The sequence below is a fragment of the Paenibacillus sp. MT86 genome, from assembly GCF_058792535.1.
The window spans coordinates 6,220,404-6,234,259 of sequence record NZ_CM179499.1 but is presented as its reverse complement, the minus strand read 5'-3'; the positions used below and the strand labels follow the sequence as shown (position 1 = coordinate 6,234,259).

11 protein-coding genes are annotated in these 13,856 nt (G+C 49.6%); 7 read left to right on the top strand and 4 right to left on the bottom strand.

The annotated features are described in order from the left end of the window. Together AC3RCL_RS28450 and AC3RCL_RS28445 are read left to right on the top strand one after the other, a co-directional pair. Entirely contained in the window at positions 1-1,260 is a 1,260-nt protein-coding gene (locus tag AC3RCL_RS28450) for a hypothetical protein (protein ID WP_492533318.1), read from the top strand. Continuing rightward, positions 1,260-4,238, top strand: a complete 2,979-nt coding sequence (locus tag AC3RCL_RS28445; protein WP_492533317.1) for a GAP1-N2 domain-containing protein — start codon at positions 1,260-1,262, stop codon at positions 4,236-4,238. Before AC3RCL_RS28450 ends, AC3RCL_RS28445 begins: the two co-directional genes overlap by 1 nt. Before the next feature lie 68 nt (positions 4,239-4,306). On the opposite strand, the gene AC3RCL_RS28440 is transcribed toward AC3RCL_RS28445, so the two are convergent. Next, positions 4,307-4,657 carry a winged helix-turn-helix transcriptional regulator gene (locus AC3RCL_RS28440; protein ID WP_096776861.1) on the bottom strand — a complete coding sequence of 117 codons (351 nt, stop codon included), beginning with the start codon at positions 4,655-4,657 and terminating at the stop codon, positions 4,307-4,309. Between the two features lie 124 nt (positions 4,658-4,781). Between AC3RCL_RS28440 and AC3RCL_RS28435 the strand changes: the two genes are divergently transcribed. Together AC3RCL_RS28435 and AC3RCL_RS28430 are read left to right on the top strand one after the other, a co-directional pair. Further along, positions 4,782-5,405: a nitroreductase family protein gene (locus AC3RCL_RS28435; RefSeq protein ID WP_277747119.1), complete on the top strand. Its 624-nt coding sequence runs from the start codon at positions 4,782-4,784 to the stop codon at positions 5,403-5,405. Between the two features lie 124 nt (positions 5,406-5,529). Continuing rightward, a complete protein-coding gene (locus tag AC3RCL_RS28430) occupies positions 5,530-5,670 on the top strand; it encodes a hypothetical protein (protein WP_277747118.1) in 141 nt (46 codons plus the stop codon). A gap of 198 nt (positions 5,671-5,868) precedes the next feature. Here AC3RCL_RS28430 and AC3RCL_RS28425 read toward each other — a convergent pair whose 3' ends face one another. Further along, a complete protein-coding gene (locus AC3RCL_RS28425; RefSeq protein WP_492533313.1) occupies positions 5,869-6,507 on the bottom strand; it encodes a nitroreductase family protein in 639 nt (212 codons plus the stop codon). Positions 6,508-6,626: 119 nt separating this feature from the next. On the opposite strand from AC3RCL_RS28425, the gene AC3RCL_RS28420 reads away from it, so the two are divergent. Continuing rightward, the gene (locus tag AC3RCL_RS28420) at positions 6,627-6,986 is read left to right on the top strand and encodes a MerR family transcriptional regulator (RefSeq protein ID WP_192570496.1); all 360 of its coding nucleotides are present in this window, start codon (positions 6,627-6,629) and stop codon (positions 6,984-6,986) included. A gap of 105 nt (positions 6,987-7,091) precedes the next feature. Here the strand turns inward: AC3RCL_RS28420 and AC3RCL_RS28415 are convergent, their stop codons facing one another. Both AC3RCL_RS28415 and AC3RCL_RS28410 read right to left on the bottom strand, forming a co-directional pair. Then, positions 7,092-7,904: a VOC family protein gene (locus tag AC3RCL_RS28415; protein WP_492533311.1), complete on the bottom strand. Its 813-nt coding sequence runs from the start codon at positions 7,902-7,904 to the stop codon at positions 7,092-7,094. Positions 7,905-7,977: 73 nt separating this feature from the next. Beyond that, on the bottom strand, positions 7,978-8,754 hold the full coding sequence (locus AC3RCL_RS28410; protein WP_492533309.1) for a helix-turn-helix domain-containing protein: 777 nt from the start codon (positions 8,752-8,754) through the stop codon (positions 7,978-7,980). A 121-nt stretch (positions 8,755-8,875) separates the two neighbouring features. Between AC3RCL_RS28410 and AC3RCL_RS28405 the strand changes: the two genes are divergently transcribed. Further along, a complete protein-coding gene (locus AC3RCL_RS28405) occupies positions 8,876-9,244 on the top strand; it encodes a YybH family protein (RefSeq protein WP_119846280.1) in 369 nt (122 codons plus the stop codon). 573 nt (positions 9,245-9,817) lie between these two features. Next, complete coding sequence (locus AC3RCL_RS28400) at positions 9,818-13,708, top strand: glycosyl hydrolase family 18 protein (protein WP_492533306.1); 3,891 nt, start codon at positions 9,818-9,820, stop codon at positions 13,706-13,708. The last annotated feature ends 148 nt before the right edge of the window (positions 13,709-13,856 follow it).

Genomic DNA, 13,856 nt, shown 5'->3' with positions numbered 1-13,856 from the left:
ATGGGCATTTTTGATATATTCAAGAAAAAACCGGAGCCGGAGCCAAGGCCGCTGTTCTATGATATTGTCTGCCCTTACTGTTTCAGTAAGTTTGCTCCGGAGGAGGTTGTCTTCCGGGCTGCCCACGACCGCGAGGATGACGAGGATTATGCGCTTGGGGAAGATGAGGAGCTGAATCGGTACCGTGAACGCTTCGGGCTGGATTCGGTGTATGATATCGAAGCGATCATCCGTCCGAGCGACATCCCGGAGGAGCAGCACATTTATTCGGAGCACGTCCTGGTTGGATTGAATGACCGTTACGGCATCGTCACGCGCAGACGGCTGTGCCCGAAATGCCACAATGAGCTGCCGGTTACCGCCGGGAAGGTGCCAAGCAACATTATCTCGATTATCGGTGCTTCGCAAGTGGGCAAATCGGTTTATATGACTTCGCTGATTCATACGCTTCAGCATACGACAGCAGATCATTTCGATGCGGCCTGCATGCCGCTGAATGCCGAGATCAGCCGCAAGTTCCGCACCGGCTATGAGGAGCCGTTGTTTGAACGCGGGGATTTGCTGGCGTCTACGCAGAAGGAGAAAATGCAGGAGCCTTTTATTTTCCAATTCGTGTTCAAGGATGAGTCGAAGCCGCCTTTGACGCTCGTATTTTTTGACGTGGCAGGCGAGGGCATGGTGGATGAGGATTATTTGGGGCTGCACGGACAGCATATCAAGAATTCCGCGGGCATTCTGTTTATGGTGGATCCGCTCCAAATCCGCTCCATTCGGGAAAAAATCCGTTTGAAATTCGGCGATCAGCCCGGGGAGTGGGTATCCCAGTATGATGAGCCGCGGGATGTCGTGCTGACCATGTTCGGCGATTTCATCGCGTATGAGGACAAAGGCAAGACGGATATTCCAACCGCCGTCGTCTTGACCAAGAGCGACATGCTTCACGCGCTTAAGGATGAGGATGGCGAATATGTGAAGCTGAACAGCAATATTTTTAACAATGTGGTGCACCGCAAGTTTTTGAATTTGACCGAGTTTGAAAATATTGACGGCGAAATCCGCCGTTTTATCGAAAAGGTCGACCGTCCGTTCAAAGGGACGATGGATGTGTACTTTTCGAATACCGCCTATTTTGCCGTGTCGGCACTGGGCAGCAACCCTGTCGATCAGAAGCTGCAGAGCGTGGTCAGCCCGATTCGGGTGGATGAACCGTTCATCTGGCTTCTGTACAAGCTGAAGTACATTCAGGGGAGGGAAGACTAGTGCCGGAATTCCCAACCCGAAACATACAGCAGCAGATGTACACCCGTGAGCGGCGAGGCATATTCCGCTCGGCCGAAGGTTTTGACACGGTGGCCCGTTCGTCCGGATTGGAGGCTTCCTTTATTAAAAAGGTACTGCATCCCTTCTGCCAATACGAAGCACCTGCCGAGATGACGGCGCGCAGTGAACGGGACGCTGCGTCTTATCCGGCTGCCCTTCATCTGTTCCATACCGAATCAGGGGAAACGGTGCTGGGCCGAAGCGTGTTTCAGCCTGCGGATTTCACGGGGCTGCGCAGCGCCTTTTTTACGCATCATTACGTCGTTCCGGGAGGCTTCCATCGAGATGATCATAACGCTTACCGGACATGGCTTCAGGCCGCTTTTGCCGATCATTACGATATCGAAGAGGGCGTCGATCTGCCGCAGCTTCCTGCGATTCCGGTACAGGCCGATTCCCGGGCCGCTGTCTCGTCCGAGAGGACGCCGGCCTTGCTGGAGGAGCTCGGGATCAACGAGAAAGTATTCAAGCAGCTGATCTATGCCTGCATATCCGCGGCTGCCGGGAAGAAAAAGGTATACATCGTTCTGGATGTCCCGGTGGAACAGTTGTCCGCGAAGGCGGAGCAGCTGCTCTTTGTGCTGTTTGGCCGATTGCCCTATGCGCTGCGCCGGGTGCTTGGATTCGTAACTTATGCCAAGGAGCCGCAGAGCAAGAAGGGGCTTCATCTCATGTTCGTGGAGAAGGGCAGCCTGCGCCTGAACGACCGGAGCATCGAGAAGGATTATTTGTTTGAGCTCGCAGCAGGCCGGGTCATCAATGCCGATCTGAAATGGTCCGAGCAGCCTTATCTTGATTTTGCTTGGGATACGCTGCTGGACCCGGATCGGTCCGAACGTTTTTTTGCCTTCGCCGAGCTAATGCTTGCGGACATGGAGCCGATACATCAGATCTCGCTGGACAGCTATGATGATTTATGCATGCTGTTCCAGATCGAAGAAGGCCATGAAGGCCTGTACCATGAGCATAAGCATGCCGTGCTGCGTGCTTCACTGCTCTATCTGCAGCCGGCAGGCGCCCTGGATGCGAAGCAACGTCTGGATCAGCTGTTTCTTGCCCTGTTTGCCAAGGAGTTCGAGCTCGTCAAAGGCGGGCATGTTCCGGATGCCGCGATCGCGGGATTCCTGAAGGATTATCATGGCATCAATCCCCGGCAGCATAACGATTGGATCGTGGAATATTTTATCCGCTCCTTAAATAATGCTTTATCGAAGCAGCGTCAGGATACGACCATGGCGATTTACGAGCTGCTGGAGAGCAGCCCGTCTTTAAGCCGAGCCTTTTATGCGAGGGTGCTGACCAGTCCGGGGCTGCCGGCGCTGATGTTCGATCCCTACATGAAAACGCGCATGAAGCAAGCGGCAACGCCTGCAGACCTCGTGGATTTGATCGGCTTGTGGGTTCGGAATCACCCTCTCCTGCTGGAGCAGGAGAATTATGTCCGGCTTGCGGAAGCCCAGCTTATCGATAAGCTTCAGCAGGATTCGGATCCGGTGAGAACGGTCAATGCCGTACTGGATCAATTGGATGCGCTGGAACGCGATCCGCAAAAGGGAATCGGCCGTTATCAAGGCGGACGTGCCTTTGCGGACCGGATGATCTATGCAGCCAATCTCTTTCTCTTGCGTGAGCTGGAGCCTGAGCAATTAAGCCAGAAGCAGCTGATGGACATCGGGTTCCTGCAAATGCCGAAGGAGTTCAAAGGCTGGGTAGAGCGGTTCGATTCCCGGATTCGGTCCAAAGCCGCGGTCATGCTGGCCCTTCACCAGTGGTCCGGCCATGAAGAGGTTAGAGCGGAAGTGCTGGCGGAACTCTCGGCAGAGGAACGGGAGCGCACCCAGCATATCATGCGGAAGTGGCTGCAGCATCATGTGGAACGATCCAATTTCGAGAGCATAACCTTGGCTTTCTGCACGGATATCAATTCCAGTGCGGTAGACTATCGGAGCTTGCTGGATTACTTGCACAGATACGGCAAGAGCCCGGACGTGGTATACCAATATATTCAGTGGTCTGCCGAGCAGCCGGTATTCGTTAGACCGCGCGGACTTGTTCCCGCTTATGCCGCCGCCATCATCGATTATTTCAAAATCCACGACCGCGAAGCCTTTAAAAATAAGGATTACGTAAAAACTTATTTCCGTTCGCCTGCACCCATCCTGAAACCGGTGTATGCGCAGGTTAAGGCCGAGTTGGCTTCGCCGTTGGTGCGATGGTTTCGCCGGCATTCGCGGTTCGTAAAAATCACTTCTTCCTTGCTTGTGTTAATCGTTGTTGCTGGCGCTGCCTTCATGATGATCCAAAACGGCAAAGGTCCCGCGGACGGCGATGCCGATCCGAATCCGGCCGTTACGCCGCCGGTTACGGTACCGCCGGCTTCTTCCGAGACCGTAGACGAGCAGCCTTTATTAACGGCGACGGTGGTGGAGGAAGGCGAGCAGGCGGGAAGCACCGAGCTGAATTTCCATTTTAAACAACCGGCGGCTTGCCGGGATTTCAGTGTGGACAAACTACAGATTATAGGCAAGGATGGAAGCACGCTGCTTGAAGCGGCCGATCCTGAATTATCGCGGGTGTGCGCGGATGAAACCACAGGGGAAGCCGATGCTGCTGATCCGTCAGGATCCGAGACGGATTCATCCGGGAACCAAGCGGATCCGAATAGCGGGACAACAGAAGGGGAAAACACGTCTGATCCTGTTGATGGTGAGGATGTGGAGACCTCGGATGACCTTGGCACCGTTCAGGCAAACCCGGCTGATACGAGTCAGGTCGTCGTGAAGCTGGATCAACCGCTTGACGTGTCCCTGATCGGGAAGGTCGTTGTGGATGGCGTCTCGTATGAGCTGTCCGACGAAAGCTCGCTTTCGGAAGAGCAAGAGCAGACTCCCGAGAATGAGACGGATGAAGGGGTTTGAATTATAGAACGAGCAGACGAATGATTGTCTGCTCGTTTTTTTTCGCGCCACTATGTATGCACGACCACTTATTCATGCTGGCGACAGATTTGTTCTTCTCTTTCGAGGTTTTGTACGGTTGCATAGGTGTTGCCCCATTCACACATGGTATGTAGTACAGGCACGAAGGATTGGCCCAGCTCAGTTAAACTGTATTCTACCTTAGGCGGTACTTCTTTAAATACTTCTCTTCGGACAAGCTCATCTTTTTCCAGCTGCTTTAATTGCTCGGTTAAGACTTTCTGCGTAATGGTCGGCATGAGCAGGTAGAACTCCTTAGTTCTCCTTGGCTTTTGACTCAGAAAGAAGAGAATTAAGCATTTCCACTTTCCTCCTACCGTGTTCATAAAAATATTGATTCCCGTATTGAGGCTGTTCATTATGTAATCCTCCTGAATAGGCACATAAAGGTGGCTAACCCACTTTATTGTGCGTTATTTTCTGCCACTGTACGGTCCATTATAATCGGAATGTGAAGCAAATAAAACATTTGGAGTGAGCACAATGAGTGTGAGAGAGATATTAGAGCAAAGACGTTCTGTCAGGCATTATGACCCCCATTATAAAATGGAATCGGAAACGTTGGCGGCTTTGATTGAAGGAGCCAGTAAATCGCCCAACGGAAACAATATTCAAGCCACACGGTACCTGGTTATCGACGAACCGAATTTAAAAAACGTGTTACTCCCCATTGCCTTTCATCAGCAACAGGTAATAGAAGCGTCGGCTCTAATCGTTGTACTGGGCGATTATCAAGCATTTGAAAAAGAGAATATTATACATATCCATGAAGAAGGATTTCAAAAGGGTTATTTTGATGCATCATTAAGAGATTATTTAGCCAGCGCGGCTATTCAATATTATCTAAATAAATCCAAAGAAGATTTAAAGCTCGAATTAGTAAGAGACGCAAGCCTGGCGTCTATGTCGTTAGTCTTACTGGCGAACGAGGCGGGTCTCCATACGATTACCATGTCCGGGTATGATTCCGAACAATTAAAGTCAACCTTACAGATTTCTGACAGGTATGAAGATGTCATGCTTATAGCCATTGGGAAAGGAATTAAACAAGGTCATAAAACCGTTAGACACGATGTGGGCAAAATCATGTATACAAACAAAATATAATTCATGGCATGAAATATTGGCTTGCTTGTTGTTTGTTCATGCAGCGGGTGGAACAAAATGGGATAAACTTCCGTCTAATAGTTACGCCGTCTCCGACGCATTTCTATTAGGAGGGAATAGAAGGATGAGAAAAGGCCTGGTTGCTGCAGCACTTTTAGCGGTATGGATCGTGTCAGGTTGTTTCGAGAAGGAACAGGCAGTTCCGATCATAAATGAGGCTATGGATGTGATCAGCCAACATGGTGGAGGAGCGGGAGGAGTATAAGCGACTGCCTGCTGTGCAAGGATATTACGAATGAGGACCAGGCGATGTCACTCGGCTGCTAGTTCAACCATCATAAGCAGCCGATCACAATGACCGGCTGCCGTTTTCTTTTAGATTGAGTTTTTCGGTTTGCATAAACTTGCGTTTGAGTCTAATGTTATTTTGAAGAAAGAATGGTGAAACGACTACGGAACATGGTTATCTCCAAAATGTAATCTTGTCAGGCTCTAATCGAACGGACTCATGCCCATCTTCTTTGGCTTTTCCTAATGAAATGACCATGACTGGAGCATAGCGTTCTTCATCTACATCGAATGCTTTTGCTAACTGATCAGCTTCAAAGCCTGCCATTGGATTCGTGTCATACCCATGCGCACGAGCTACTAACATGAACTGCATGGCAAAGAGGCTGCTATCGATTTTTGCAATTTCAACTTTCATTTCTCTTGATAGAGTCGGAAACAGGGATAGAATGGTTTCGAGTTGACGATCTCGTACTTCTGCCGGCATTTTTCCTTGTTCCACAGCTGTATTGTAAATTTCTTCAGCATATAAATAGCTTTGGGTATCGCCAAAAATCAATAACATGGCTGATGAAGTATCATTCTGTAACGTATTGAACCTCACAAGAGGTCTTAGCTTTTCTTTTCCTTCCGGAGTGTCGACCACAATTACACGCCAAGGCTGCATATTTGCAGAGGATGGAGCCAAACTGGCTTCCGAAATCATTTCGCTCATCTCTTCTTTCGATATTTTAAAGTTCTCATCATAATTGCGGACAGAACGTCGGCCCATAACGATATTGGCGAAATCGTTGTTTTGAATATGGTTAAACATAGAACCTCTCCTTTTTGATAACATCGATTTTTTTGACATTGTGGATGTCGTTCGTTATCATATTTCGTATTATGAACTATGAACCTAGGTTTATAGCAAGAAATAAAAGAGGTCCTATTATGAAAATAAACGAGGTTTCAAATTTAACGGGTCTGCCCATATCAACGTTGAGATTCTATGAACGTAAGAACCTGATTCCGGACACATTTGTTAAACGAGATGCAAATAATTATCGAATTTATTCCGAAGAGATTGTGGAGTTTCTAGATGATGTGAAGGTACTTTTATCGGTAGATTTTTCTATAGAAGAATTAAGTTTGTTAGTCAATCAACAACTTAACTTGTCATACGAGGCAAAGACGAAAATGGTAGAACAAAAAATCAAAGAAATTGAAGAGATCCAGAAGCGATTGAAAAAGTCGAAGACATTCTTGAATGCCGTCTTGGAAGGAAAGGCGAATTTTCAAACCAAGTGTTAAAGTAAAAGTATGTGAACGATACGATAAGGGCTGCGTCATCTTTGGGGATGCTTGCAGCCCTTTCATGTACACGCGGAATCACTCATGGATGTGCCAAATCATGAACTAACAGTCTTCGTAACACCATACATTGATCTGGTTGCCATATGGATCGTAGGTGTGGAACATGACAAGAAACTTCGGATTTCCGGCAAAATCGGTAACCTTCCATCCTTGTTGCCGCAAACGTTTATGAGTCTCAAAAAAGTCCGCCTTCTTCCGTATTACCCAATAAGGCCTTGCAGCTACAGTAAGTGCGTCCTTCGTTCGGTCTGCCCAAACGGTTTCCAGATAGAGCGGTGCGCCCTCGGCGGTGATAATTACGGTCGCGGAGGTTCCATCCTCACTGACCCGTTCGACTCTGCCGCCCAGATTAGCCTCGTACCACGCAATGGCTTCATCCAGCCGGTCAACGCCAAAGCGGGGGATCGCTTGGAACGGAAAGCGTGCGTCCGGTGCTTTAGCAACCAACGCCTCCGTACCTGGCTCCGGTTCGATTGCCGTTAAGCGGTTGCCAGCCGGATCGAAGAAATCGAAGGTACGGTCAAAGGGGCCTTGGGTCACATCGGTCACTTGAATATCCTGTTCGCGAAAATAGGCGTGTGCAGCTTCAAGATTCGTTGCGGTGAAGCAGAAGCGAACATTTCCGTTTTGTCCCCAATCGACTGCAAAATGCGGGTGGTCATGCTCCACCGACTTGATATGTATGCATCCCAGTGCCGGGAAAGTAAGGGTGGCCATTTTTTCGACCGGGTAATCCTCTTCGTATGTCACTTTCAGATCCAAATGCGTGCTATACCATTCGATGAGTTCCTTGAACCGATCCCATGGGGCAATGATAAAACCTCCATCGAAATCATCCAGCCGTAATCCAACCATTCGCTTGATCCTCCTATAAGAAAGTTTTGGAAAATGGAACAATCCCAGTATAAACCTTCAAGTAACTTGAAGGTCAAGAGAAGCGAGTTTGCATGACAGGAATCATGATTTCGAATATAGGAGAATCGGGATAATGCCGCTCCAGCCGCTTGCCCGCAGGTTCGAAACCGAACTTCTGAAGGAAGCGGATCGTTCGCATGCATGCGAAGGTTTCCTCCCATGAGCTGTCCACCGATACGAACAAGGTAGGGGGGATGGACTCCAAATAGGCTTCGGAGGGTGTCTTCGAAGGCGTTGGCTTCCGAGAGGATTCCGTACAAATTTGATATCCGACTTCAATTAGCACCGCGTGCGGGAGGGAGTCCATCACCTTGATCAAGCTGGAGCCTTGCGTGCGAATGTTGAGGTCATGGAGTCTGGCTGCCGCTTGTTTCATTTCCCGCGAATAAGAGTTTACTGGTTTGTCTACCAAAAACGGCTGCCATATCACGGTTAGGGGTTGTTCCCAATTGATGAGATGCAGACTGCCGCGACCCGGTTCCATCCCGTTTAAATATTGACTCGCAATTTGGACGGAGAGTAGACGTGCCTCAGCTTCCCGCCGCCAGCGCGCAAGCAGCTCGGAACGCGTACTTTCCTCGGCTTCAAGGAAACACCGGATATCCCCAAGGCTGATGCCTGATTGACGGAGGCTGTTTACAAGCTTGGCTTCGTGAATTTGGTGAAATCCATAATACCGGTAACCGTTCTCCAGCCGTTCAGCCGGAACCAGAATCCCCTTGGATTCATAGAAACGAAGCGCACTGGGGACCATGCCGGTGCGTTCTGCGAATTGAGCGATGCTCATCATGGGCGTTCACCTGTTATTTTTTGTGAATAAAATTGCCTCCATATCATACCATAAAGATTGCTAGAATCGTGGCGTGGATCCTGAAGAATACGTAGGATATAAGATAGGGAGGTGCGAAACAATGTCATATCAAAAAGCCTTTGAGGCCTACATAGCGGCTACGAATACGCATGATTTTGATCAGGTAGCCCGGCTGCTCGATGAGGGAGCGGTGTATTGGTTCTCGGACCGGAGCTGCTGTTGCCTGGAGGAAATCAGGGCCTATTTCGAGCACGCTTGGGACGTCATCCGGGATGAGGTCTACCGGGCGGAGGACGTGGTGTGGATTGCGACTGATGTACATTCGGCTGTCTGCATTTATACTTATCACTACGAGGGGTATTTTCAGGGGGAATACACGACCGGGAGCGGGAGAGCAACGAACGTATTCGTTCGAGATGCCGACGGAGTATGGAAATTAAAGCATGAGCATCTAAGTTCAATGGGATGAATTGGCCGTCAACTTTTACATAGGAAACAGAAGAAGAGCCTTTGGAGGGCTCTTTTTTGTGGATTGAATTTATTAACAGAATATAAAATTACAAGAATTTATCCCATCTCTATGGAAATGTATCCCTTCTCAATCGATGGCGCAGGTTCCATGATACAACTATATGAATATGGATTGAACAACATGGATTTCATTGAAAGGGGGCCGTAGTAGAGCGATACAGCAAGCAAGTGGTGTAGGTATGGAGCGAAAAGGGGGAGGGGATGAATCTAACATAGTTAAGTTTACCTGGATTGGTAACCGCTTTCAAAAACGAGTGGATTTCGAGCGATATGCGAAGCTGGGCAAGTCATCAAGGATACCACCCGGGTGACACCAAGAGGAACAGACATTCATGGAAATGCTGTATCATTTGCAATCGAAATTTAATCGACAGAGGTGAAAACGGTGATACTCTTTATCACGAAAAGACGCCCGAAATGGGTACTGTGTTTTTTGGCCCTTATTCTCATGTTTACCCCACTGCTTCATGCGCCTGCATCCTTTGCAGCAGAAGGCGCATCTCCTTCAGAAATGACCGCAACGAGCTCCGGCATCGATCCGGCGACGGTAACAAGCTCGACCTATGGCTCCCAGGATCCGCTGGCACCGCAGAATCTTCGTATTGAGCAAGACTCCATCACGGCCACCGAAGCAACGATACTATGGGATTACGACAAAAATAATCCGCAGCATACGTTTGATATTGATGTCTGGAACGCCGTGGATGATGCATGGTATACATGGGGGAACGGCGGAAGCCGGACCCTGGATGATTTGAAACCCAACACAACCTATAAATTGTACATTACATGGTATGAGAGACCATCTCAAGGTCCGGACCAACGCCATAAGAGTAATGTAATCGAGTTTACTACGCTGGATGGCGATGTAAAGCCTCCAAAAACGTCCGCTCCCCAGAATCTGCGATTAGTGGAGGTAACGCATAACCAGGCTACCTTTGAATGGGATTTCCTCAAGGGAGACAAGAACGATATCGATGTCTGGAATGCAGATACGGATGCTTATATCACGTGGGGAAATTTAACCACGCATGCCGTAACAGGGCTTAAGCCCGAGACAACCTATCGCATATATATTACCTGGTATGACCACAGGCCCTCAAAGGATATGAAGAGCAATATTCTTGAATTCACGACCACCGCGGATCAAACCGTATATGAACAAGCTCCGATTTCACCTCCGAGTTACCTGAAAGTGACGGACGTTTCCGAGAAATCGGTGACATTAAATTGGGGAGCAAGCTCAGGAGCTACCGGATACGAGCTGTATGTGGACGGCAATAAAGTCGATACCTTGGAAACGGTGACGTCGGTCACGTACTCCCTGGACCCAACAGCCAATCGCGATTATATCTTTGAAGTGACTGCTCAAAAAGCATTGCAGGGACAGAACCCGGAAACCTCGGTGAAGAGTAACGCTGTACATTTAAAATGGGGAGAGCTCGCTGCACCACAGGGGCTGCAGGCTGTTACAGCTACAAGGTCTACCGTCTCCTTGGGATGGGCTCCGGTTCCGGGAGCAACGGGCTATCATATTTATCAGGACGGAAATAAGGTGGCGACAAGCAGCGAGAACCGGTTTGTGGCTGCCGGATTGCAGGAAGGTAAGACGTATTCGTTCCAGATCATCGCTGTTAACCCTTTATGGACATCGCCGATCAGTCAAGCGATTACGGTTGTACCAGGCAGCAATTATAATAATATTACCTACTACACCTCTTGGTCAGCACTACCGGCCGAACGGAATTTCTATCCGTCCGATCTTGACGTTTCTCAAATCACGCATATCAATTACGCGTTTGCTGATTTGTGTTGGAAGAAGTTCGGAAGCACGGTAAGAGCATGTGAAGACCCAAAGGTTCCGCTGCAAAATCGATACGTGTATGATGGCGAGATGATACTTGGCGATCCCGAAAAGGATTTCGAAAATTTCCAAGCTTTCGAATCCGTGAAAGCCGCTAATCCGCATTTGAAGCTTATGATATCGGTTGGCGGCTGGTCCTGGTCCAATCATTTCTCCAACATGGCCAAGACCGAAGAAACACGCCGGGCCTTTGCGAATTCCGCGGTGGATTTCCTCCGAGAATACAAATTCGATGGTTTGGATATCGATTGGGAGTATCCTGTTGAAGGCGGGGAAGACGACAACTCCCGGGGACCGGAGGATACGGAAAACTTCACATTGTTAATGAAGACCGTTCGCGAGGCGCTGGATGCTGCCGGATCAGAAGACGGGAAGTACTATCTGCTGACGATTGCTTCCGGGCAGGGCGATAATTTCGTTAAAAATGCCGATCTTGCGAATTCCGTGACGTATCTCGATTTCATCAATATCATGACTTACGATTACAGCGGCAGCTGGGAGACGCTGGGTCACCATAATGCACCGCTGTTCTTTGACCAAAAGCATCCAAGAGCCGCCTCCTCCGCTCCGAGAAATCATGTGCTCGGCGGTTTGTTGGGCCATCTGAACGGAGGGGTGCCAACGCACAAGCTGATCGCCGGGGTGCCATATTACGGTAAAGGCTGGGATGATTGCCCGCCTACCGGCCAATATCAGACTTGCAAAGGCGGATCCGCGTTAAAGACATGGGAAGCGGGCGTTTTCGATTTCAGCGATCTCGAGAATAACTACATCGACAAGAACGGTTATAAGAGATACTGGAACGAATCCGCCAAAGTTCCATACCTGTACAATGAGCAGAATAAAGTGTTCATCACTTACAACGATAAGGACACCATGAAATATACGGCCTCCATCGTGAAATCGCTGGATATCGCAGGCGTCATGAGCTGGGATATCAGCGGCGACCGCAATAAGACGCTGACGACCCAACTCGTTCACGATCTGCCGATCAACGGCAAAGTCAATGCATCAGCACTCCCGGCTCCAGGGAATCTGGCCAAGGTAAGCGCCGATTCCGGCTCCATCCAGCTGAAATGGGATGCCGTGACGGGCGCAACGGGTTATGAAGTGTACGTGAATCATGCGTTGTCCGGCTCGGTGGCAACGAACGGTTATACCGTGAAGGGCCTCAGCCCCCTAACGAATTACAAGATCCATGTGCTTGCCGTGGATCGAACGGGAGATGAGATCAACCGCGTCTCCAGCGCTTCAAATCAGCTGAGCATCACGACTTCGGGCAACGGCTCCGGTGGCTCTGAAGGCGGAGGAGGCTCCGGCGGATCCGGTTCTACAACGCCATCGACGCCACAGCCGCCTAAAGGCAAGGATCAACTCGAAGCAAACGTTGTGCTTGAAGGAGATAAGGCCCTAGTTACCGTGCCTGCGGCTGCGGCGGTTAACAGCATTAACCAATCGGGATCCTCCAACTTCCAGCTCCATCCGGGTGCGGGCGCGAAGCAGGCGGTGCTGGAAATTCCGCAAGAAGTGATTGCGGCCATTGCGAAAAAAGGGGCGAAAGCCAGTCTGTCCGTTTTCCTAAACGGTACGGAATACCGGATTCCGGCTTCGCTCATCTCGGTTTCCGGGCCGGTGAGAGTCTCGATTGTGGCTCCAGACAATAAGGACGCAGCAAGCCTGGCCGCCTTGCTTCAAGGGAAAGAAACACTGGCGAGTCCGCTGCAGTTCAAGCTTGAGCAAGTACACGCGGATAAAACGGCAACCGAGCTGACACGCTTCGGGAAATCCCATGTCAGCGAGTTTGTTACCTTGGATGCGAAAAAGATAAATATAAAACGTGCGACCGGAGTGGTCTATATACCGGGTACAAACGAGCTTCGATCCGTTCCGACATTGTTTAAAGTGAATACGGACGGCACGGTGACCGTTGAAATCAAGAAAACCGGCAGCGGCGTTTATGCGCTGGTACAGCAGGACATCCGATTTAGTGACGCGATTCCTTCATGGGCACGGGAAGACGTGGCGCAAGCTGCCGCCAAAATGATCGTATCCGGAGAAAATAACGATTCGTTCGGTGCAAATAAAAACATTACCCGTGCCGAGATCATCTCCATCCTGGTGAAAGCGCTGGGTCTATTGCCTGACGACAAGGATTCCAGCTTCAAGGATGTGGATCCGAAATCCCGATATGCCAGAGAAATCGCGGCTGCCCAAGCTGCAGGACTGGTGAAGGGACGCACAGGCGATATCTTTGATCCCAACAGCTTGATTACGCGCGAGGAATTAGCGGTTATTCTAAGCAATGTGCTGGAGTATGCCGGTAAGAAGAATGATGAAGCTAACCAAGGCCTGTTAAACAAATTCAAGGATCACTCCAGGGTTTCGTCCTATGCGAAGTCTTCCGTCGCCTTTGTCGTAGAACAGAAGATAATGCTGGGGGTGTCTGCTACCAAGCTGGATCCGCAATCCCACGTAACCAAAGCTCAAACGGTCGTAACGGTTATGAGATTACTGCGTGCAGCGGAGTTATCGAACTAATATGACGGTATAAGAGAGCGGAGGCCATTTTGACGGATGTGTTTTTCACGGAATTGGACGAATACTGGCTTGAACATAGCAAGCGAAAAGAAATGCCATGCCGCTGCCCATGCTAAGATGAATCTATCAAATGGATGAGGTGATCGTA

What these genes read in the sequence shown, in the direction of transcription:
- AC3RCL_RS28450 (WP_492533318.1), top strand. Translation starts at nt 1, where the DNA reads ATGGGCATTTTTGATATATTCAAGAAAAAACCGGAGCCGGAGCCAAGG.
- AC3RCL_RS28440 (WP_096776861.1), bottom strand. Translation starts at nt 4,657, where the DNA reads ATGAACAGCCTCAATACGGGAATCAATATTTTTATGAACACGGTAGGA.
- AC3RCL_RS28435 (WP_277747119.1), top strand. Translation starts at nt 4,782, where the DNA reads ATGAGTGTGAGAGAGATATTAGAGCAAAGACGTTCTGTCAGGCATTAT.
- AC3RCL_RS28430 (WP_277747118.1), top strand. Translation starts at nt 5,530, where the DNA reads ATGAGAAAAGGCCTGGTTGCTGCAGCACTTTTAGCGGTATGGATCGTG.
- AC3RCL_RS28425 (WP_492533313.1), bottom strand. Translation starts at nt 6,507, where the DNA reads ATGTTTAACCATATTCAAAACAACGATTTCGCCAATATCGTTATGGGC.
- AC3RCL_RS28420 (WP_192570496.1), top strand. Translation starts at nt 6,627, where the DNA reads ATGAAAATAAACGAGGTTTCAAATTTAACGGGTCTGCCCATATCAACG.
- AC3RCL_RS28415 (WP_492533311.1), bottom strand. Translation starts at nt 7,904, where the DNA reads ATGGTTGGATTACGGCTGGATGATTTCGATGGAGGTTTTATCATTGCC.
- AC3RCL_RS28410 (WP_492533309.1), bottom strand. Translation starts at nt 8,754, where the DNA reads ATGATGAGCATCGCTCAATTCGCAGAACGCACCGGCATGGTCCCCAGT.
- AC3RCL_RS28405 (WP_119846280.1), top strand. Translation starts at nt 8,876, where the DNA reads ATGTCATATCAAAAAGCCTTTGAGGCCTACATAGCGGCTACGAATACG.
- AC3RCL_RS28400 (WP_492533306.1), top strand. Translation starts at nt 9,818, where the DNA reads ATGACCGCAACGAGCTCCGGCATCGATCCGGCGACGGTAACAAGCTCG.